The following is a 20,939-nucleotide window of genomic DNA, read 5'->3' as shown; positions in this document are numbered from 1 at the left end:
TTAATCTACCGATACGGATCATACATAAGAAAAATGATTGCATTAATTCAACGCGTAACACAGGCAAAAGTAGTTGTTGATAGTCAGACTATAGGTGAAATTGAACAGGGGCTGCTTGTTTTTCTGGGGGTTGAAAAAGAAGATGACCAGCAAAAAGTGCAACGCCTGTGTGAAAAGGTAATGGGTTATCGCGTATTCAGTGATGAAAATGGAAAAATGAATCTCAACGTCCAGCAAGCCAATGGTAGCCTATTGGTTATCTCTCAATTCACTCTGGCAGCGGACACCCAAAAAGGTTTAAGACCAAGCTTTTCTGGAGGCGCTGAACCCAAAAAAGCAGATGAACTTTATCGCTATTTTGTTGAACAGTGCCGTGCAACTGGTGTAAAAACAGAAATGGGGCAATTTGCTGCGGACATGAAAGTGAGTCTGACAAATGACGGGCCAGTGACTTTCTGGTTACAAGTATGACTTTCTGATTAGAAATATAATGTTAAAAGCATGCATGCTCCCCGACTACACACGACAACACGCAAAGAAGGGGCTGTTTCTATGTATCACCTCAGAGTACCTCAAACCGAACAAGAGCTGGAAACTTATTACCAATTCCGTTGGGAGATGCTGCGTAAACCACTTCATCAGCCTGTCGGCTCAGAAAAAGATGCTTATGACTCAATGGCTCACCATCAAATGGTGGTTGATGAGAAGGGCAGGCCAGTCGCTGTCGGACGTTTATATATCAATGCGGACAGTGAAGGTGCTATCCGTTTTCTGGCTGTTGATCCGAATGAGCAGCAAAAAGGGCTGGGCACCCTGGTTGCAATGGCACTGGAATCTGTTGCCCGGCAGGAAGGTGTGAAGCGGATAGTTTGCAGTGCGCGTGAGGATGCGGTTGATTTCTTTAATAAGCTGGGATTTCAAAATCGTGGGCTTATCAACGGTGCTAACTCATCTCCTATTAATCATTTTTTGATGATTAAACCCATTATGAGTCTTGATGATATTCTGCATCGTCCGGACTGGTGTGCTCAATTGCAGCAGGCATGGTACAAACATATCCCCCTGAGTGAAAAGATGGGTGTGCGTATTACTCAATATACGGGGCAGCGCTTTATTACTACTATGCCGGAAGCGGGAAACCAAAACCCTCATCATACTATTTTTGCTGGCAGTCTATTTTCTCAATCGACATTAACCGCATGGGGTCTGATTTGGTTGCTCTTGCAGGAGCGTCAACTAGGAGGAGAGATCATTCTGGTGGATGCGAATATTCGTTACCAAAAACCTATTGTTGGTCGTCCTAGTGCTGTTGCCGACCTCAACAATATGAGCGGTGATTTAGCCCGTCTTGCCCGTGGTAATAAAGCACGTGTAAAACTGGAAGTTCATGTCAGCGGTGAACAGGGACTCGGAAGTGTGTTCACCGGTACTTATATTGTCTTACCCGCTGAGCGGGCAGCGGCAGCATAAGCTATTACAACCTGAGTTGCTGAAATATTTGGCTTTTCTACATACTGAATTTGTTACAATACGACAGTTGCACAGGTTTTGCTTTGATCACCATTCGGTTGCCCAGCCTCACCAGATTGTTCTGTACCAGATTGCCCGGCTGGGCAGTTATCAGTAGAAATCACGCCTTGCTTAATGGATTGTGACTCTTTATTGGATGTCTTATCTTCAGCTGTCAGTGTTCCATTGATCGTGCTTTTCAGATTATCGTCAGCAAGGTTCCCAGTGATAGCCAGTGAGAAATTCCCCTCACCATGCAGGTGAAGTGGTGTCCAGCCCCATTGTGGCAAAACTCCCAAATTCACACTCATTCCTTTTACATTGAGCTGGAAGGGTTTTTGGGCAGCAAGCTGTTCAAGGAAGCCGTTAAACTGGAGTATGCCGTCACCTGAAAAGGTGTTCATTTTATCAATAATAACCTTATCATCTGTGGCATGTAGTTGCAGGTAAGGCCGCACTATTTCAACTTTATTGAATGTGCCACTCATGGCCTGCAATGAAGCTTTCCCATTCCATAATCCCCAGTGACCATCTTTCAGGATATCCAGAGTATCGACATATCCCGATAAAGTGGTGAGCTGAAATGGAAAATCAGGGTTGGTATCAATCAGGAGCGTATTGTTGATACTGACATTATTTAACTTCAGTGCTGAAATCCATTCAGGTGCTGGATTTTTAATATAGTTGCGCCACTCTGGAGGTAAGGAGTAAATCAGACCGGTTACAGAGCTGTCATTGAGGGTTAACTGGTGATTTTGCCGATTCCACTGCGCTTTAATATTAAATAAGCCCTTCTGATAATGGGTAGTCAGATTAGCGATGGTAAAAATATCACCGGAAAAACTGAACTGGCCTAATATATCTTTGAACTGAGCTTCGTTGAAGGCCATATTCATGGCATTAAAGTCAATCAGACCGTCTTCTGCCTGCCATTGTCCGTTAACCAGCCCTAAGCCTTTGATGCTAGTATTAAGATAATCAGCAGACCAATCTTTTCCCTGTAATTTGGCGTTAGTAAGATTGAGATCTTTAATGTGGATAGCGGGAAGATGGCGGGTTTTTTCTGTCAGCGCAGCCAGAGTCATGGGTGACTGCCAGCGTATGTCGTTGATCAGGATATTCTCTAAGTTCCAGCTGCCATCAGCTAATTGTTGCCCATTCCCAGAGATCAGACCCTGTAGGAACTCAGCACCAAAGGAATTTATAACCAGATTGTTATTCTGATAGCTACCCTGCATGACGACCTTATCAAATGACAGGCCATTTATGTTGATGTTATTGGCACTGAACTGGTATTGCCCTGAGCCAAAAGGGGTATTCTTATCAGGAGACCAGGGAGTAATACCGCCGACAATATTTTTGCCCTGAATGTGTGAATTGGGGGTTGTTAGCTGAACATCCATTTTATTCAGTTGCAAAACATCGGCTTTCAAGGCTCGGGTAAACTCAGAGCCTGAAAGTATCAGTTTTCCATCTTGTAAGGTCAACTTACGCAGATTTGTTAATTTTGTCGGGGCCTGCCATTTAAAATCCAGATCGACAGTATTGGCATTGAGTGAGAAAGAGCCTTGCTTATCACTGAGACTCACATTATTGAGCATTAAGGTCATAGGCTGGAGCCAGCTGTGACTGATATTTTCAATATTAACCTGATAATGACCTTGTTTATTAATCCATCTGCTTATTTTCTTTGCTCCCCAGTGTGTCTGGGCAACAAAATAAACAGCAATAATTGCCAGAATCAGTAATAACAGCAGAACAGCAAAGCCTTTCCCTAACCACTTCATCATCTCACCCCAATATAATCTTCCTGAAAAAATCCTTTTATGCCGTAAAAAAGAGCATCACTCAATAGACAATGCTGAAAAACCTTTAATTCCACCATTTAGGGCAGAATATTGCGAAAGGTTACGCAAAATATAAAAAAAATCCCGCGATTAGAGCGGGATAATATAACTATCAATGCGAAAACTAAGGCGAAAACGAAGGTGAAAATCTTAGATTGAAACGCGATAGTTTATTTTTCCTGAGGAAAAATCAGATTAAGCAGGATTGCAGTCAGGCCACCCGCTGCAATACCGGAAGAAAACAGATTCCTTATCCACTCAGGTGCAAACTGTAAAATAAGGGGTTGTTGTGCAACGCCAAGCCCCATAGCCAGTGATAATGCAATGATCATAATGGCACGGCGATTTAACGGCTCCCGGGAAACAATTCTGACACCGGATGCTGCAATCGTGCCGAACATGACAATCGTCGCTCCACCTAATACCGGCTCTGGAATATGCTGGACAAAACCGGCCACTGCCGGAAATAACCCCATCAGGATCAACATAGAAGCAATAAGGTAACCAACATAACGGCTGGCAACCCCAGTTAATTGGATTACTCCGTTATTCTGACCAAAACAGGAATTCGGGAATGTATTAAATACAGCAGAAATCATCGAATTGACGCCATTTGCCAGTACACCACCCTTAATTCGCTTCATATATAACGGGCCGCAGACAGGCTGCTCGGAAACATCTGAAGTAGCTGTAATATCCCCAATCGTTTCCAGTGATGTCACCATAAAAATCAGGATTAATGGGATGAGTAAATGCCAGTCAATAGAAAGCCCGTAATACAGCGGGGCTGGCACAGTGATAATTGGTTTGTCTTTTGTTGTGGCGCAGTGGGGTAGCATGTCCATGTACCAGGCGGCCAGATAACCTACTGTCATGGCAATAACCAGAGAAGCAACCCGCAGATAGGGATTATGCTGGCGGTTCAGCAGTACGATGATGGCAAGAACAATTCCGGCCAGAAAAAGATTTTCAGGGGCGCCGAATGTACCTTGCTGAATAGCAGAATAGCCACCACCGATAGAAGTCAGTCCGACCTGAATAAGTGACAGACCAATAATCATCACAACAATGCCGGAAACTAAAGGGGTGATGAGCATTTTAGCCAGATGAAGTACACGGGAAAGCAATATTTCAGTCGTTGCTGCAAGCATCAACGTACCAAACAGAGCAGCCATCATGGTCGGCACATCAGCACCACCGTTTTTCAGGGACAAGCCACCCATGATGAGAGGAGTGACAAAATTAAAGCTGGTACCCTGAATAGAAAGTAAACCAGAGCCAACAGGTCCCCAGGAGCGGATTTGAATCAGTGATGCCAGACCGGAGGCAAACAGAGACATACTGATGATGCGTTGGGTATCTTCTGCCGGAAGTCCAAGCGCCTGACAGATCAACATAGCCGGCGTGATAACGGCAACGAACATTGCCAGCAGATGCTGAAAGGCGGCAAATACAGCGTGCGGAAGATGGGGTTTATCTTCCAGACGGTAAATTAATTCGCTGTCTGATTTTTTGAGAGTTTCCAGTGCTGGATTTTCGCGTGTTGAGGTGGCCATGAGTGTAGTTTCGAGTGAAAAAAACACATTTTATTGATCTAGATTATAAAAGCAATCGTTTGCGTGAAATTTTGCCTATGGCTTATAACCTTATTTCGTCACACTTTTAAATGTTTTAACTTGTGTTTATTAGGAATTTTTTTTCTAATCCAATCCTTACCTGCTCTTGGCGTTTTTATAGGATGATTATAACGTCGCATTAAATTAACATAATTTTAACAATTAGATGGGGTACATAAATGTATCATCTGGATATTTATGGCACGCTCGTTGCGGCCACACTTGTTTTGCTACTGGGAAGAAAGCTCGTACAGTCAATTTCATTTCTTGAAAAGTATACAATTCCAGAGCCAGTCGCAGGTGGCTTGCTGGTTGCTTTTGTTCTGCTGGCAGTTAAACAGTCTACGGGCTGGGAAGTCAGCTTTGACCTATCCCTCAAAGACCCCCTTATGTTGGCATTTTTCGCCACAGTTGGCCTGAATGCTAACCTCGCTAGCCTGAGAGCAGGCGGAAAACTTCTCTTAATCTTTGTTGTCGCCGTTGTAGGCCTGCTGTTGGTACAAAACACAGTCGGTATTGCACTGGCGAAAATGCTCGGCCTTGACCCATTGATGGGGCTATTGGCAGGGTCTGTGACCCTTTCGGGAGGGCACGGCACGGGTGCAGCATGGGGTAAGGTATTTACTGAACGCTACGGTTTTGAGAATGCGACTGAAGTGGCAATGGCTTGTGCGACATTTGGTTTGATTCTCGGAGGCCTGATTGGTGGGCCTGTTGCCCGCTTGCTGGTGAGAAATGACAAAACACCGGGTCTGGAGAATGATGATGCTGAAGTTCCATCTGCATTTGAAAAACCTTATACCGGCCGCCTGATAACGCCATTGGTCATGCTGGAAACCATCGCATTAATCTCTATCTGCCTGTTGGTCGGTAACTATCTTGAGAAAGTTCTGGAAGATACGCTCTTTTTGCCAACGTTTGTCTGCGTTCTGTTTACCGGTGTGATACTGAGTAATGGCCTGTCTCTGCTCGGCTTTTACCGGGTATTTGATCGGGCTGTATCAGTACTGGGTAACGTCAGCTTGTCACTCTTCCTGGCAATGGCACTGATGAGTCTCAAACTGTGGCAACTGGCTTCCCTTGCCCTGCCGATGCTGGTGATCCTCGCTGTACAGGCGGTAGTGATGGCATTGTACGCAATATTCGTGACTTACAGAGTCATGGGTAAAAATTATGATGCCGCGGTACTGTCAGCCGGTCACTGTGGATTCGGGCTGGGTGCGACACCTACGGCTATTGCAAATATGCAGGCAATTACTGACCGTTTCGGACCATCCCATGTAGCATTCTTGCTTGTACCGATGGTAGGTGCTTTCTTTATTGATATCGTTAACGCAGCAATTATCAAAATTTACCTGATGTTACCTATATTCCCATCTGTTACAGGTTAATTTAACTTAGCTTTTTGTTCTTGTAGATGTGCCGCTGGAAGATTTCAGCGGCATTTTTTTATTTTTGTGAAATCCTATTCTATTACTCAGGCGTGGCTATACTGAGAGCGGTCGGAAAGCCAGCGCTCAATCAGTGCCTTCGCGTTTTCCGGATAATGCTGGTGGATATAGTGGGCAATACGCTGAACTTCAGGGAGCATACTTTGGTCCCGTAATAAATCGGCAATTTTGAATTCGACATTACCGGTTTGGCGCGTACCAAGAAGTTCACCCGGCCCCCGGATCTCTAAATCTTTTTGGGCGATGACGAAACCATCATTACTGTCCCGCAGAACCTGCAAACGGATTCTGGCGGTATTGGTCAGCGGTGTTTTATAAAGCAGAACACAATGCGAGGCTATTGCTCCACGCCCGACACGACCACGAAGCTGGTGTAGCTGAGCGAGCCCTAGTCGTTCCGGATTATCGATGATCATCAGGCTGGCATTGGGAACATCAACACCAACCTCAATGACCGTTGTCGCAACCAATAATTGTAGTTCACCACGTTTAAAAGCCTCCATGATGGTTTGCTTTTCTGCTGGCTTCATCCGTCCATGAACTAAACCGATTTTCAATTCAGGCAATGCCAGAGCCAGTTCTTCACTGGTAACCTGAGCCGCCTGTGCCTCCAGAACTTCAGAGTCTTCAATCAGAGTACACACCCAATAAGCCTGACGCCCTTCATCTAAGCAGGCATTTTTAACTCGCTGGATAATCTCATTTCGACGGGTATCGGGAATGGCGACAGTTGTTACCGGTGTTCTCCCCGGAGGAAGTTCATCAATAACGGATGTGTCCAAATCGGCATAAGCTGTCATTGCCAGTGTCCGTGGGATTGGCGTGGCAGTCATGATTAATTGATGTGGATGAAAGCCCTGTTCATGTCCTTTTTCCCACAGAGCCAGGCGCTGATGAACACCGAAGCGATGCTGTTCATCAATAATTACTAATGCCAGCCCGGCAAATTTAACCTGTTCCTGAAACATAGCATGCGTGCCGACGACCATACTTACCTGCCCGCTGGCAATAGCTTCCTGTTGTGCCTGCCGAGCCTTGCCCTTTTGTTTTCCAGCCAGCCAGCCTACCTGAATGCCGAGTGGTTCGAGCCACTGGCGAAAAGTGTTGGCATGTTGCTCAGCAAGGAGTTCAGTGGGTGCCATCAATGCAACCTGTTTACCATGAACCATGGCACGGACTGCCGCCAGTGCTGCAACCAGTGTTTTTCCGGAACCGACATCCCCCTGAATCAGCCTCATCATCGGAACTTCTTTTTCCAGATCATGCTCTATTTCTGCCACCACGCGATCTTGTGCACGAGTCGGTGAAAAGGGGAGCAGAGCCAGTAACCGCTGCTTTAATGAATTATCTGCTGTGAGAGGCTGGGCCTGAAAGCGTTGCGCTCCCGCTCTGACTGCCAGCATACTTAAATGATGAGCCAGTAATTCTTCCAGAATCAGGCGGCGTTGAGCCGGATGTCTGCCACTTTCCAAATCAGCTAAGGAAATGTCAGGCGGTGGGCGGTGTAACGTATGCAGGGCATTTGAGAGGCTGATAATCTTCCGGCTGAACTGCTCCGGTAATAGCTCATTAACGGCGCAGGTATCCAGCAGCTCCAAAGCCTGTTCGATTAATTTACGCAGCGTAGTCTGGCGTACTCCCTCTGTCGTAGGGTAGACAGGGGTTAAGGTTTCCTGCAAATGGATACGCTCGACGTGTTGCTGAATTTTGTATTCCGGATGGATAATTTCAGCACCCTGAGAACCCCGACGTATTTCACCATAAGCGATGATATGTTTACCTTCTGCCAGACTGTTCTTCATGGAGGCAGTGAAATTAAAAAAGCGCAGGGTTAACACGCCAGTGCCGTCACTGATTTGGCAGGTCATCATACGCCGCCGCCCAAAAACGACATTGGTACGTAAAATTTCGCCTGTCACTGTCGCATAAATACCGGGCAACACTTCATTGATGGGGTATAGCCGGGTTTGATCCTCATAGCGGAGAGGCAAATGCAGTAATAGATCCTGTAGATTGACCAACCCCAGTTTGGCAAGCTTACCTACCTGACTGGCACCAACACCCCGTAAAGTTGTTAACGGGATGGCATCAAGTAATCGGCCTTTCATATCTATTCTCCATTAATCCAGTTCTCCATCAATCCGGTTTTTCGTCAGTGTGATTTATTTCCCTGCTGATGGTGTTGTCGTTGCCTGCATTGCCGCCCACCAGGATTCACTTGCTATGATTTGCCCTTGCTTATCAATCAAAGGTTGTTCCAGCCCTTTACGGTGTGAAACTGCCGCTAAAACGGGGTATCCCCCTTCAAACAGCAATTTTTGCTGATCTTCCTCAGACAGCGTGCTTTCTTCTCGCTGATACATACCAGCAAGCTGGCGTTGTCTCTGGGCTTCATACAGGATCAGCGCAGAAGCAACGGAGACATTCAGTGACTGAACCATGCCTACCATCGGAATGACAATGTCATGATCTGCCAGAGCAACAGCCTGTTTGGAAATGCCTTTCTTTTCCTGCCCCATAATGATGCAGGTAGGTTTAGTGTAATCAATCTGACGGAAATCGACGGCTTTATCAGAAAGATTGGTCGCTAATACCTGCATTCCGGCAGTTTTAAACTGGTTGATAGCCTGCTCAACGGATGAATGAGTTTTTACCTGAACCCAGCTGTTACTGCCTGCGGCGGAAGATAGTTGAGTTCGTAATTGTTGAGTAGGCCAGACGGCGTGGATTTGGTGAATACCAACTGCATCCGCAGTACGAATCACTGCAGATACATTATGGGGTTTGTGTACTTCTTCTAAACAAATTGTCAGGTCAGGCTGACGCATTGCCATCATCTGACAAATACGTGCATAACGTTTAGGATTCATAACCTCTAATTTCGGTTACGGCTGACTCGTAGTACATCCGGCATGACACGTATCTTGCGCATGATATTTGCCAGCTGGATACGATCTTTGGCAGTCAGCCTAATGAAAGCACAATAAACGCGGCCATCTTTTTCTTCGGTATTCATGCTTTGGATATTGGAGTTCGCATCATTAATGGCGGCTGTCAGATTTGCCAGTGCGCCCTGATGATTAAACATGTCAACTTTGATCTCGGCAATAAAATCGCTGTTGACATCTTTATCCCACTCAACAGGCATGAATTTTTCCGGTTCTTTCTGGTAGCCACGAATATTACGGCAGGATTCGTGATGGATAACCAGACCTTTGCCCGGGCTGATATGAGAAATAATCGGGTCACCGGGGATAGGACGGCAACATTTGGCAAAGGTAATCAGGATACCATCGGCGCCTTTGATGGGCAGTTTACGGCTATTATTACTAATATTGTTGTTACTGTTATTGTTGCCGTTGTTATTATTGCCACTATTACTGTCTGGCATTTTTTCTTTCTCGCCCAACAGATTATGAGCAACAACGACACTCATTGCATTACCTAAGCCTATTTCTGCCAGCAGATCATCCAGTGAAGTCAGTTTCATTCTTGCCAGTTCTCTGGCAATGTTTTCTTCCGGAATATCGGCAACTTTCAGGCCGTTGCCGAGTGCATGATTAAGCAGACGCCGCCCCAGACTGACTGAATCATCCCGTTTTAGGTTTTTCAATAGCTGACGGATCTTAGCGCGTGCTTTAGAGCTGACGACAAAGTTCAGCCATGCGGCATTAGGGCGGGCACTTGGTGCGGTAATGATTTCGACGGTTTGCCCACTGCTGAGGGTTTGAGACAGTGGATAAGGCTGACGATCAACACGGGCCCCGACACAGGCGTGACCAATATCGGTGTGAACGGCATAGGCAAAATCGACAGGTGTTGCCCCTGCCGGCAATTCGACAATACGCCCTTCAGGAGTAAAAACGTAGATCTCATCAGGGAATAGATCAGATTTGACGCTTTCAATGAATTCGAAAGAGCTACCGGCACTTTGCTGAAGCTCCAGCAGGCTTTGCATCCAGCGCTGAGCGCGAACCTGAGCCGTCGTACCTGATTCACCCTGCTCTTTATAAGCCCAGTGTGCAGCAACCCCCATTTCAGCCATTTGATCCATATCTTCAGTACGGATTTGCACTTCAACCGGGACTCCATGTGGGCCGATAAGAGAAGTATGCAGGGACTGATAGCCGTTGGCTTTGGGAATGGCAATATAATCTTTTACTTTACCGGGACGGGGTTTATACAGGCTGTGCATTTGCCCCAGAACACGGTAACAGGTATCAAGGTTATCGACGATGACACGGAACGCGTAAATATCCATGATGGAATGAAAACGTTGTTCTTTCAGGTGCATCTTACGATAGATAGAGTAGAGGTGTTTTTCCCGCCCATTGACGGTACATTTGATGCCGGCATCCGTTAATCTGCCCTCAATTTCTGACAGAATTTTCTGGATCATCTCCTTACGGTTGCCGCGAGCAGCTTTAACTACCTCTTTAATCACCCGGTAACGGTTCGGATACAGAGCTTCAAAACCCAGCTCTTCCAGTTCTGTTTTCAGGTGATGGATACCCAATCGATGGGCTAACGGACTGTAAATTTCCAGCGTTTCCCTGGCGATGCGCCGCCGTTTATCAGGGCGCAGGGAACCAAGGGTTCGCATGTTATGTGTACGGTCTGCCAGTTTGATCAGAATGACACGGATATCCTGTACCATTGCCATGACCATTTTGCGAAAGTTTTCTGCCTGAGCTTCTTTCTTATCACGGAAGTTCAGTTTGTCCAGCTTAGAGACACCCTCAACTAATCCGGCGACAGCTGTCCCGAATAGTTGCTCGATATCCTGAAATGTCGTTGGTGTATCCTCTATGACATCATGCAGAAGTGCAGCCATCAGTGTTTCATGATCAAGGCGCATTTCAGCCAGAATACAGGCAACGGCGACCGGATGAGTAATATATGGCTCACCGCTGGAGCGGGTCTGCCCTTCATGGGCATCCCTAGCTACGATATAAGCCTGCTTCAACAGACCAATCTGATCTTCAGGCAAATATTTAAGAACAAGCTGATTCAGGCTTTCAAACAGGTACAAGGCAGACCTACCGTAAAATTAACGACGACCGTCGGCGATAGCAGAAACAGCGTTGATTTCTGCAGCTTCCTGCTCCTGTTGTTCCTGACGTTCACGAACATCAAGAATTTTATTATTGATAAGACCCTGCTCGATTTCACGCAGAGCGATAACCGTCATCTTATCGTTTTCTTCCGGAACCAGAGGATCTTTTCCGCCTGACTGCAATTGGCGTGCTCGGCGAGCAGCGACCAACACCAGGTCAAAACGGTTACCAATTTTTTCTACTGCGTCTTGAACAGTTACGCGTGCCATATGTGTGCTACTCCACAGATAAATAAGTGACCGGACATGATACTGAAACTTAGTTCAGTCTGCCAATAATTTGCTGATTAACGCATCATGCCGTTGAGCCTGCCTTTCTAAACGCAGGCGTTCTGAACGAATAACCGATTGTAAATCGGCCAGAGCAGTATTGAAATCATCATTGATGATGACGTAATCATACTCGCCATGATGCTCCATTTCAGCGACAGCTTGAGACATGCGTTTAGCTATGACCTCTTCGCTGTCCTGACCGCGCCCGCGCAGGCGGCGGAGTAATTCTTCCCTTGAAGGCGGAAGAATAAAAATACTACGGGCCGCAGGCATTTTCTGACGGATTTGTTGCGCACCCTGCCAGTCAATATCAAGAAAGACGTCAACCCCACTGGCGAGAGTATCTTCGATTATTTTACGGGAAGTGCCGTAATAATTACCGAAAACACAGGCATGTTCCAAAAATTCATCATGGCTAATCATATTTTGGAATTCATCGGTTGTGACGAAAAAATAATGTTCACCATGATTTTCGCCTGGGCGTGCCGGGCGGGTTGTATGTGAAACAGAAACCTGAGTGTCATACAAAGGCTGGGTGTTTAATAAAGCCTGAATAAGGCTTGATTTGCCTGCTCCACTCGGTGCAGAAACAATATATAACGTTCCTTGGCTCATGCTGATTTCTTGACTGGTTGGGTATTAATAAATGCAAGCGTAGGAATATAAAATCCCACATAGTATACACGGATACGTTAATCCATGCAGCGTTACAATACATGCCTACGAGTGATTCAACAAAATTTTTTATTAACAAACGAAGATTAAAGCGATTTTTTGCAAAACAATTCCAGATAAAATAATAGGTTGCAGAAACAAGCTAATAATTTTTCGAGACTCATCGCAAACACTCTTTTTCCTCATTGGTATAGCCAAATTTCTTTATTATTCTTTGCCTGCATTTAAGGAACGTGTGGAGCAAGGATGCTTAATTTTCTCATTATGATATTGATGTTGTTATGTGGGGTGCCGATAGCACTCGCAGCAGATTGTCCCGTTTGGTCAAAGGAAAAACTTCAGCTTGAAATTGAACACCTAACACCACAGGTAGCGCGATGGGAGCAGTTGTATCGCCAGCAGGGGATTAGTGAAATAGATGATGAAATTTACGATCAGCTATTGGAATCCCTGACACACTGGCAGCATTGTCTGAATCAGACACAGAATAATAACGTTGTCATAGCCATTCCGGATAATGGAAAACAGACTCATCCTGTCCAGCATACAGGGTTGCGTAAACTGAAAGGTCTGGAGGAAGTGCGGAAATGGGTACAAGGGCGCTCGAAAGTCTGGTTACAGCCCAAAATTGATGGTGTTGCGGTAACACTGGTTTATCAGAAGGGGCTGTTGACAGGGTTAATCAGTCGTGGGAATGGAACAGAAGGCACAGACTGGCTGGATAAAAGCAAATTTATATCCAGTATTCCCCAACAGATAAAAAATGCACCGGAACATATGGTGTTACAAGGCGAGCTTTTTTGGCGACAGAATAATCACCGCCAGTCGGTTGCTGGTAGTCAGGGCGCGCGCAGCAAGGTTGCGGGTTTGATGATGCGTAAGGCCCATTCAGCAGAACTCAGTCAAATAGGGATATTTGTATGGAGCTGGCCGGATGGGCCGGATGAAATGACTGCTAAGCTTGAACAACTGGCTTCCATGGGCTTTCCGGCTACACAACAATTTAGTCACCCTATTTCCAATGCAGAAGAGGCAGAGAAAAAATGGAAAATGTATTTTACCCATCCCCTTCCTTTTGCTACTGATGGTGTTGTATTAAGGCAAGAGACTGAGCCAGTCGGCAGGCAATGGCGTTCAGGTTCAAACAGTTGGGCTGTTGCATGGAAGTATCCTCTACAGCAACAAGTCACCACAGTAAGCGATATTCAATTCAGGGTAGGCCGCACAGGGAAAATTTCCGTATTACTGGAGCTGGAAAAGATTCAATTAGATGACAGGCAAATTAGCCGCGTTCATATTGGCTCGGTGACGCGTTGGAAGCATTGGGACGTTTATCCGGGAGATAAAGTAACAATAGCACTGGCAGGGCATGGTATACCAAAACTTGATAAGGTGGTTTGGCGTATCGCTGAACGCAAACATCTTAATCCTCCTGATGCAGAACAATTTCATTCACTCAGTTGTTTTGTATTGAATAATGATGAATGCCAACAGCAGTTTATCGCACGTCTGACATGGATGGGCGAAAAATTGAAAATGAGGGGAGTGAGTCAAGGCACATGGATGATTTTAGTCACGAGTAAAAAGATCAAGAACCTGACAGATTGGTTAGCATTGGATGTCAGACAACTAGCTGAAATACCAAATATCGGAACTAAGCGTGCTGAATCAATTTTCAGTCAATTCCAGCAATCAAAGCGGCAGCCAGCCTCATTATGGCGCGAAGCGATAGGAATGCCTTATGCCAATAAATTTACAAATAAAATAGCTTGGTTCGGAAAAATGCAGTTACCCGAAGTAGAAATACAAAAATATAGTGCTTTATCCGTTAAACAAAGAGCAAAAATTGAGAGATTTTTTCAGTATCCTGACGTTAAAGAATTAATGGAAGCACTAACTTTACAGGGCATTGATCTGTAGAAATATCCTTTATATTCATTGGAGATAAGGGAAATAAAACTGGGGAGTCGAATGAGAGCGTAGGAGCAAAAGTTTGCTTCAAACGCTCAGATTAATATCAGTGATCAGCACCATCGTAATTAAAGATGGGTAATCCAAGACGATAGCGAATAGCAATTAGGCGGGCAGCGAGGCCAGCAATAAGGGTTATGATAATGACGCTGTTGGGGTGTAGTGGAGTATGCAATAAGGCGATATATAACCAGGCAGCAGCAAAGGAGACTCCAGCGTAAATTTCTTTCTGAAACACCAGCGGGATGGTATTACAAAACATATCGCGCAGCACGCCACCAAAAACGCCGGTAATAACAGCAGCAATGGCGGCAATGATTGGGCTGTAGTCCATATCCAGTGCTATTTGTGCACCAATAATTGAAAAAACAATCAGGCCGATTGCATCCAGAATCAGAAACAAACGACGTAGGTGTTTCATCATTGGAGCAATCCAAATTGTGAAAACAGCAGCACAGGCAACAGTCACGATATACTCCGGGTTTTGAACCCAGCCAAGTGGGTAATGGCCCAGAATCATGTCACGAACGGAGCCACCACCGATGGCTGTTACAGAAGCGATAATAATCACGCCGAAGACATCCATTTTTCGGCGACCTGCGGCTAAAGCACCCGTCATGGCTTCAGCCGTGATACCAATGATATAAAGGACACTGAGTAGCATAAATTTAGTCAGATGAAAGATAATGAAGAAGTAAGAGTAATGCGGAAATAATAACGCCTCGATTGAAAATTTTTAGTTAAATTTACATAAAGTTAGTTTTTATTATCCGAATTCCCGCATATTAAGGTGGAAAAAAATGATTTTCAAGGAACGCCAGATTACATTTGATAACCGTAGCCATCAGATAACTAATATAAATATCTGGACTCCTGATAGCCAGTGGCTGGTTTATGATGTACGTCCTAACGGAGCATCTTTTTCCGGCCTGACGATAGAAAAAATTCATATCAATAACGGCCAGACAGAGATTATTTATCAGGCAAAAGATGGGGCACATGTTGGGGTTGTTACTGTTAGCCCACAAGAGCCGGTACGTTACGCATTTATTCATGGCCCGGAGCACCCGGATAATCACTGGCAATATGATTTTCATCATCGCTGTGGGGTGATTGTTTCCGACAGCGAACCAAACGTTGCGTTCAATATTGATGCACTGGATATCACTCCTCCTTATACAGCCGGAGCCTTGCGAGGTGGTACACATGTGCATGTTTTCAGTCCTGACAGTAGTCGTTTGAGTTTTACCTATAATGACCATGTTATGCATGAGTTAGATCCTGCTCTTGATTTGCGTAATGTTGCTGTGGCTGTTCCACTAAGAGCTGTGATTTCAGCGAAAAAACACCCGAGAGAATACGATGGTCGTTATTTTTCAGTCGTTGTTAGCCAAACCACAACGCATCCACACTCCGGCAGTGATGAGATCAATCGTGCATATGAAGAAGGGTGGGTTGGACAACAGGGATATCTTAAAGAGAATGGGCAATGGCAGCGTTGGGCACTGGCTTTTATTGGTGATACGTGTGATGAAAATGGTGAAAAGATCCCTGAAATTTATCTTGTTGACCTGCCTGAACATGATGAGGATTATGCACTAGAAGGTTGCCAGCCATTAGCCGGAACCAAAACGGCATTACCTGCGCCGCCCGCTGGAGTTAAACAAAAACGATTAACTTTCACCCATCAGAATTGTTATCCGGGAGTAGTCAATGTTCCCCGGCATTGGCTCAGAGCATCACCAGATGGCAGTAAAATTTGTTTTCTGATGAGAGATGGCAATGGTGTTATTCAGTTATGGTATATATCTCCAAATGGAGGCGAGCCGGTACAGATCACAGATAATATTCATGACATACAATCCGCATTTAACTGGGATAGTCGGGGGCGGTTTATTGCTTTTGTTTGCGATAACAGTGTCATGCTTTGTGACAGTCAGAGTGGGCAAACCAAACGGTTAACAGCTCGTACTGACGATGCTCCCTGTGCTGATGCAATCGTGTTTTCACCTGATGGCCGATATATTGCATTTATGCGGGATATTAATGGATATCGTCAGCTTTTCATTGTTGAAACAGGCATCGTTGTACAATAACAATGCCTGAAAAATAGTAGAGATAAGATAATCTTTAGCCTAATCGGTATTGGTAAAATTAGGGTTCATTATTCATCGAGTTTTCTAATATCGATTGTGTGCTGTTTGTACTTTCTTCCAGTTTTTCAATACGAAGTTTAGGGGATTGCTCCGTTTGATCCTGATTAGAGTGAGCATAATCGTAGGGGAGTAAAAGGGTATCTAAGAAGGCTGATAATGGGAGATCGACTACGATCAGGGGTTTTAGGAACCATCCTGTCTTGTCATCTTTTAACATATTAATATTGGCTTGTGCTCCCGAATAATACCCTTGATTAGGGCCACTGTGAGTCATGATACTGGAGCAGCCTGTTAGCAAAAGCCCCCCAATAATAGTAGAAGGTAATAGAAGCAGTTTATAGTTTTTCATCATTTCCATTCCTTGAGCTCAATGAGTTAATTGCCAATATCCAGAAGTTATATTTATACCTAGTATGATTTTTTCATGAGTAAGCATAAAAATAACTTTTTAATACTATTTACTATAGTTAGGTAATATTCAGTTTGCTATAGCACTTATTGTTAAATCCAATAATTTTTTTCGATAGACTTCTTTAATTCCCCTCGATAGTTTTATTTTGAAATAAATTTAAAAGTAAATTATTTCATTTGAATTTATACTCTTGTATTTTGTGTTGAGCCGTAGCGGAAAAGTCCGGGCAAATTCTCGTCGGGAGCGAATTTGTCCGGCTAACAAGCGAGCATGCCTATTAATACTGACCGTTACTGAATCTGGAGACTGTTAGTAGATATTATTTTCTAGCGGAGAGGAAGATTGAAAACAGCGTTGAATAATTAAGTATATGTGTTTGATTCATTAAGTGTGCTTTAGATCACACAATATGGGGTAATTGTCTTAATTTCACATAGTAGAGGCAATTTAAAGTGAAAAAAACCTGTCTATTCAGACCATTATCTTTTTTGTTTTCTGGTTAAATATACCGAGTTCAGGGAAAGTGCATAAACAAGGATTGTTTTCCTTTCCTACTGTGTGTGAAGAATTCTTTTGGGATTCTAATAACTACTGTCCTGTTCTCAGGTAAAAAGTCCTCGTTATCATCTTACTCCCTCACTTTAAATGAGGGAGCTTTTTTTATAGCCCGATTAACATTCCACTTCTTGATGGGCAATCTCGATTTCTTCGGACAAAATACGGATACCTTCTTCTATTTTTGCCAGATCAGGCACATAGTTCATGCGCATACATTGATGAGCATGAGGCCAGTTGTGTTCCAGACCAGGGAAGAAATAATGACCCGGTACCATTAATACCTTCCGCTTTTTTAAGCGCTGATAAAGGACTTCAGTTGTAATCGGTAGATTTTTGAACCAGAGCCAGAGGAATATTGCTCCTTCTGGTTTATGGATAAGACAGTATTCTTCTGGCAGATAGCGACGAATGATCTCAATGACTTGCTCTACCCGTTTTTTATAAAATGGCTGGATTACATTTTGGGATAAACGGAACAGGTCATTACGGCGGATCATTTCCAGCGTCATGGCAGGCCCGATGCCTCCCGGAGCCAGACTAATCACACCATTCATGTTACTGACTGCCCGAATAATCTTTTCATTAGCAACGATGATCCCACAGCGAGCACCCGGTAGCCCAAGTTTGGACAGGCTCATACATAAGATAATATTCGGGTTCCACAGAGGAGTCGCTTCACTAAAAATAATACCCGGGAATGGCACGCCATAGGCATTATCGATCAGCAGAGGGATTTGATGTTTTTGAGCCAATGCATCCAAACGTAGTAATTCTTCGTCAGTGACAACATTACCCGTTGGGTTGGTTGGGCGGGAAACACAGATCAGGCTGATATCTTCAGAAATATTCAGGTGGTCAAAATCAACATGATATTTAAACTGCCCATTAGGCAATAATTCAATATTGGGTTTATTAGCAACAAATAAACCTTCATCCAGACCAGAATCAGAATAGCCAATATATTCAGGAGCAAGCGGAAACAGAACCCGTTTTATTGAACCATTTTCATCACGTCCTGCTAATAAATTAAACAGGTAGAAAAAAGCACTTTGACTACCATTAGTCAGGGCAATATTTTGTGGATTAATATCCCAACCGAGTTTTTCCTGTAATTCCTGTGCCAGTGCAGCAATTAACGTATTTTTTCCCTGTGGACCATCGTAATTACACAGAGTTTCAGTTAATTGGCCATTTAACGCCATATCTGCCAATAGTTGCTGGAAATACTCATCCATTTCAGGAATATGGGCAGGGTTGCCACCACCAAGCATAATCGCTCCGGGTGTTCTCAGACCCTGGTTGAGATCATTCATCAGGCGCGTGATACCTGACTCTTGTGTGAATTTGTTTCCGAATTGAGAGAATTTCATAACGGCTGTTGCGTCTTTGTTTGTATTTTGTAGGAGTATGGTAAGAAGACACCATAACTCGCGTCTTGTTATATTGTCATCTATTTTTACGCTTTGTCTTTCAAGTTATCTCTTTGTTGAGAGAATATGCGCTGATTTTCAGTTTTTCTGTATCGATTATTTCCGACATAAACAGTTTGCGATGTGATCATCCACTAAACCCGCAGCCTGCATAAAAGCATAGCAGGTGGTGCTACCGATAAATTTAAAGCCACGTTTTTTCAGTGCCTTTGAAAGAGCATCAGAAAGATCAGTTTTGGCAGGCACTTTTGCCAATGTTTCCCAATGATTTATTTGTGGAGCGCCGTCAACAAATTGCCAGATAAACTCACTGAAATTTTCGCCCTGCTCAGCCATTTTCAGATAAGCACGGGCATTATCAATAATGGCGTTAATTTTTGCACGGTGGCGGACGATGGCAGGATCCTGTATTAATTTCTCGACGTCATTTTCACCCATTTCAGCAACTTTTGCCGGATCAAACTGGTGGAAACATTTTCTGTAACCTTCCCGCTTTTTCAAAATGGTGAACCACGATAAACCCGCCTGTTGTCCTTCAAGACAAATCAATTCAAAAAGCTTTTGGCTATCCTTTAATGGCTTCCCCCACTCATTGTCATGGTAGGCCAGATAATCAGGATCTGAGGTAACCCAGCCGCAGCGAGTTATTTCTTTATTCATGAATTGCACATCTCCGTAGGAATTGGTGAATAATCGCACCAAGTTTAGCTGTATGAATATCCATGTAAAGTGATTCGGATAAGATTTTTTTATGTTGTGACAAAATTGGGGGGTGATCAGTGCTGTATATCTTACGGTCAAAGGGTATACTGACTCCTTTCGTTTAAATTCATATACACTTCGTCTTTCAAGTTGCCTCTTTGTTGGCTTTGTTCGCTCACCCCGGTCACCGTTCTTATAAACATACGGTTATCTATGCTCCTGGGGATGAACTCCCTTGCCGCCGCGATGCACCTTGAAATTCATTGTGTATAAGTATCGCGTGCGGATTCAACATGCAAAAGTTTGATACCAAAACCTTTCAGGGAATTATCCTGACACTACAGGATTACTGGGCGCGTCAAGGCTGCACCATTGTCCAACCATTGGATATGGAAGTCGGCGCAGGAACCTCTCATCCTATTACCTGCCTGCGTGCTTTGGGGCCGGAGCCTATTGCTGCTGCTTATGTGCAGCCCTCCCGTCGTCCGACTGATGGGCGCTACGGTGAAAACCCGAACCGTCTTCAGCATTACTACCAATTTCAGGTTATCATCAAACCCTCTCCAGATAATATTCAGGAACTTTATCTTGGTTCACTGAAAGAGCTGGGGCTTGATCCTACCATTCACGATATCCGCTTTGTTGAAGATAACTGGGAAAACCCGACTCTGGGTGCATGGGGTCTGGGCTGGGAAGTCTGGCTGAACGGCATGGAAGTGACTCAGTTCACTTATTTCCAGCAGGTTGGTGGTCTTGAGTGTAAGCCTGTTACCGGTGAAATCACTTACGGTCTGGAACGTCTCGCCATGTATATTCAGGGTGTAGACAGTGTTTATGATCTGGTGTGGAGTGATGGCCCGCTGGGTAAAACGACTTATGGTGATATTTATCATCAGAATGAAGTTGAGCAGTCCACTTACAACTTTGAACACGCAGATGTGGATTTTCTGTTCACCTGTTTCGAACAGTATGAAAAAGAAGCGCAGGAGTTGCTGGCACTGGAAACACCTCTGCCATTGCCTGCTTATGAGCGCATTCTGAAAGCGGGTCATACATTTAACCTGCTGGATGCCCGTAAAGCGATTTCCGTGACTGAACGTCAGCGTTATATCTTGCGTATCCGCACTCTGACCAAAGCAGTTGCTGAAGCTTACTATGCTTCCCGCGAGGCGCTTGGCTTCCCGATGTGTAACAAAAACGGTGTAACAGAAAATTAAGAGGCC

17 protein-coding genes are annotated in these 20,939 nt (G+C 44.6%); 6 read left to right on the top strand and 11 right to left on the bottom strand.

From position 1 onward, the window contains the following. Window positions 1-33: 33 nt before the first annotated feature. Both dtd and fabY read left to right on the top strand, forming a co-directional pair. Complete coding sequence (dtd, locus tag AACS90_RS08865; RefSeq protein ID WP_099109503.1) at window positions 34-471, top strand: D-aminoacyl-tRNA deacylase; 438 nt, start codon at window positions 34-36, stop codon at window positions 469-471. Between the two features lie 81 nt (window positions 472-552). Beyond that, on the top strand, window positions 553-1,470 hold the full coding sequence (fabY, locus tag AACS90_RS08860; protein ID WP_099120339.1) for a fatty acid biosynthesis protein FabY: 918 nt from the start codon (window positions 553-555) through the stop codon (window positions 1,468-1,470). A gap of 53 nt (window positions 1,471-1,523) precedes the next feature. Here fabY and AACS90_RS08855 read toward each other — a convergent pair whose 3' ends face one another. Together AACS90_RS08855 and AACS90_RS08850 are read right to left on the bottom strand one after the other, a co-directional pair. Continuing rightward, entirely contained in the window at window positions 1,524-3,299 is a 1,776-nt protein-coding gene (locus AACS90_RS08855) for an AsmA family protein (RefSeq protein WP_193757115.1), read from the bottom strand. A 227-nt stretch (window positions 3,300-3,526) separates the two neighbouring features. Beyond that, complete coding sequence (locus AACS90_RS08850) at window positions 3,527-4,912, bottom strand: nucleobase:cation symporter-2 family protein (RefSeq protein ID WP_099120338.1); 1,386 nt, start codon at window positions 4,910-4,912, stop codon at window positions 3,527-3,529. Window positions 4,913-5,151: 239 nt separating this feature from the next. Between AACS90_RS08850 and gltS the strand changes: the two genes are divergently transcribed. Continuing rightward, entirely contained in the window at window positions 5,152-6,363 is a 1,212-nt protein-coding gene (gene gltS, locus AACS90_RS08845) for a sodium/glutamate symporter (protein WP_099120337.1), read from the top strand. Between the two features lie 86 nt (window positions 6,364-6,449). On the opposite strand, the gene recG is transcribed toward gltS, so the two are convergent. The 5 genes from recG to gmk are packed head-to-tail and all read right to left on the bottom strand — an operon-like array spanning window position 6,450 to window position 12,427. Further along, window positions 6,450-8,531, bottom strand: coding sequence for an ATP-dependent DNA helicase RecG (gene recG / locus AACS90_RS08840; RefSeq protein ID WP_099120336.1), 2,082 nt, complete (start codon window positions 8,529-8,531; stop codon window positions 6,450-6,452). 54 nt (window positions 8,532-8,585) lie between these two features. Continuing rightward, window positions 8,586-9,293, bottom strand: coding sequence for a tRNA (guanosine(18)-2'-O)-methyltransferase TrmH (gene trmH, locus AACS90_RS08835; RefSeq protein WP_099120335.1), 708 nt, complete (start codon window positions 9,291-9,293; stop codon window positions 8,586-8,588). A 5-nt stretch (window positions 9,294-9,298) separates the two neighbouring features. Beyond that, window positions 9,299-11,455, bottom strand: coding sequence for a bifunctional GTP diphosphokinase/guanosine-3',5'-bis pyrophosphate 3'-pyrophosphohydrolase (spoT, locus tag AACS90_RS08830; RefSeq protein ID WP_099120334.1), 2,157 nt, complete (start codon window positions 11,453-11,455; stop codon window positions 9,299-9,301). A gap of 18 nt (window positions 11,456-11,473) precedes the next feature. Further along, complete coding sequence (rpoZ, locus tag AACS90_RS08825; protein ID WP_086954696.1) at window positions 11,474-11,749, bottom strand: DNA-directed RNA polymerase subunit omega; 276 nt, start codon at window positions 11,747-11,749, stop codon at window positions 11,474-11,476. Between the two features lie 54 nt (window positions 11,750-11,803). Beyond that, on the bottom strand, window positions 11,804-12,427 hold the full coding sequence (gene gmk, locus AACS90_RS08820; protein ID WP_099120333.1) for a guanylate kinase: 624 nt from the start codon (window positions 12,425-12,427) through the stop codon (window positions 11,804-11,806). Between the two features lie 306 nt (window positions 12,428-12,733). Between gmk and ligB the strand changes: the two genes are divergently transcribed. Continuing rightward, the gene (gene ligB / locus AACS90_RS08815) at window positions 12,734-14,407 is read left to right on the top strand and encodes an NAD-dependent DNA ligase LigB (protein ID WP_099120332.1); all 1,674 of its coding nucleotides are present in this window, start codon (window positions 12,734-12,736) and stop codon (window positions 14,405-14,407) included. Between the two features lie 97 nt (window positions 14,408-14,504). On the opposite strand, the gene AACS90_RS08810 is transcribed toward ligB, so the two are convergent. Then, window positions 14,505-15,122 (bottom strand): trimeric intracellular cation channel family protein, encoded by a 618-nt coding sequence (locus AACS90_RS08810; protein WP_099120331.1) that lies wholly within the window; start codon window positions 15,120-15,122, stop codon window positions 14,505-14,507. Between the two features lie 136 nt (window positions 15,123-15,258). On the opposite strand from AACS90_RS08810, the gene AACS90_RS08805 reads away from it, so the two are divergent. Further along, window positions 15,259-16,554 (top strand): DUF3748 domain-containing protein, encoded by a 1,296-nt coding sequence (locus tag AACS90_RS08805; RefSeq protein WP_099120330.1) that lies wholly within the window; start codon window positions 15,259-15,261, stop codon window positions 16,552-16,554. Window positions 16,555-16,612: 58 nt separating this feature from the next. Here the strand turns inward: AACS90_RS08805 and AACS90_RS08800 are convergent, their stop codons facing one another. From AACS90_RS08800 to AACS90_RS08790, 3 genes are all read right to left on the bottom strand, one after another. Beyond that, the gene (locus tag AACS90_RS08800) at window positions 16,613-16,963 is read right to left on the bottom strand and encodes a YceK/YidQ family lipoprotein (RefSeq protein ID WP_193757126.1); all 351 of its coding nucleotides are present in this window, start codon (window positions 16,961-16,963) and stop codon (window positions 16,613-16,615) included. Window positions 16,964-17,697: 734 nt separating this feature from the next. Beyond that, complete coding sequence (locus AACS90_RS08795) at window positions 17,698-18,954, bottom strand: valine--pyruvate transaminase (protein WP_099120328.1); 1,257 nt, start codon at window positions 18,952-18,954, stop codon at window positions 17,698-17,700. Window positions 18,955-19,110: 156 nt separating this feature from the next. Continuing rightward, window positions 19,111-19,674, bottom strand: coding sequence for a DNA-3-methyladenine glycosylase I (locus AACS90_RS08790; protein ID WP_099120327.1), 564 nt, complete (start codon window positions 19,672-19,674; stop codon window positions 19,111-19,113). A gap of 335 nt (window positions 19,675-20,009) precedes the next feature. On the opposite strand from AACS90_RS08790, the gene glyQ reads away from it, so the two are divergent. After that, window positions 20,010-20,933 (top strand): glycine--tRNA ligase subunit alpha, encoded by a 924-nt coding sequence (glyQ, locus tag AACS90_RS08785; RefSeq protein ID WP_099120326.1) that lies wholly within the window; start codon window positions 20,010-20,012, stop codon window positions 20,931-20,933. The last annotated feature ends 6 nt before the right edge of the window (window positions 20,934-20,939 follow it).

The organism is Xenorhabdus sp. KK7.4, assembly GCF_963876465.1.
Classification (GTDB): Bacteria; Pseudomonadota; Gammaproteobacteria; order Enterobacterales; family Enterobacteriaceae; genus Xenorhabdus; species Xenorhabdus stockiae.
This window is presented reverse-complemented; position numbering and strand designations above follow the sequence as displayed.

What these genes read in the sequence shown, in the direction of transcription:
- dtd (WP_099109503.1), top strand. Translation starts at nt 34, where the DNA reads ATGATTGCATTAATTCAACGCGTAACACAGGCAAAAGTAGTTGTTGAT.
- trmH (WP_099120335.1), bottom strand. Translation starts at nt 9,293, where the DNA reads ATGAATCCTAAACGTTATGCACGTATTTGTCAGATGATGGCAATGCGT.
- AACS90_RS08805 (WP_099120330.1), top strand. Translation starts at nt 15,259, where the DNA reads ATGATTTTCAAGGAACGCCAGATTACATTTGATAACCGTAGCCATCAG.
- rpoZ (WP_086954696.1), bottom strand. Translation starts at nt 11,749, where the DNA reads ATGGCACGCGTAACTGTTCAAGACGCAGTAGAAAAAATTGGTAACCGT.
- AACS90_RS08855 (WP_193757115.1), bottom strand. Translation starts at nt 3,299, where the DNA reads ATGATGAAGTGGTTAGGGAAAGGCTTTGCTGTTCTGCTGTTATTACTG.
- gmk (WP_099120333.1), bottom strand. Translation starts at nt 12,427, where the DNA reads ATGAGCCAAGGAACGTTATATATTGTTTCTGCACCGAGTGGAGCAGGC.
- ligB (WP_099120332.1), top strand. Translation starts at nt 12,734, where the DNA reads ATGCTTAATTTTCTCATTATGATATTGATGTTGTTATGTGGGGTGCCG.
- AACS90_RS08795 (WP_099120328.1), bottom strand. Translation starts at nt 18,954, where the DNA reads ATGAAATTCTCTCAATTCGGAAACAAATTCACACAAGAGTCAGGTATC.
- AACS90_RS08850 (WP_099120338.1), bottom strand. Translation starts at nt 4,912, where the DNA reads ATGGCCACCTCAACACGCGAAAATCCAGCACTGGAAACTCTCAAAAAA.
- AACS90_RS08810 (WP_099120331.1), bottom strand. Translation starts at nt 15,122, where the DNA reads ATGCTACTCAGTGTCCTTTATATCATTGGTATCACGGCTGAAGCCATG.
- gltS (WP_099120337.1), top strand. Translation starts at nt 5,152, where the DNA reads ATGTATCATCTGGATATTTATGGCACGCTCGTTGCGGCCACACTTGTT.
- AACS90_RS08800 (WP_193757126.1), bottom strand. Translation starts at nt 16,963, where the DNA reads ATGAAAAACTATAAACTGCTTCTATTACCTTCTACTATTATTGGGGGG.
- AACS90_RS08790 (WP_099120327.1), bottom strand. Translation starts at nt 19,674, where the DNA reads ATGAATAAAGAAATAACTCGCTGCGGCTGGGTTACCTCAGATCCTGAT.
- recG (WP_099120336.1), bottom strand. Translation starts at nt 8,531, where the DNA reads ATGAAAGGCCGATTACTTGATGCCATCCCGTTAACAACTTTACGGGGT.
- fabY (WP_099120339.1), top strand. Translation starts at nt 553, where the DNA reads ATGTATCACCTCAGAGTACCTCAAACCGAACAAGAGCTGGAAACTTAT.
- glyQ (WP_099120326.1), top strand. Translation starts at nt 20,010, where the DNA reads ATGCAAAAGTTTGATACCAAAACCTTTCAGGGAATTATCCTGACACTA.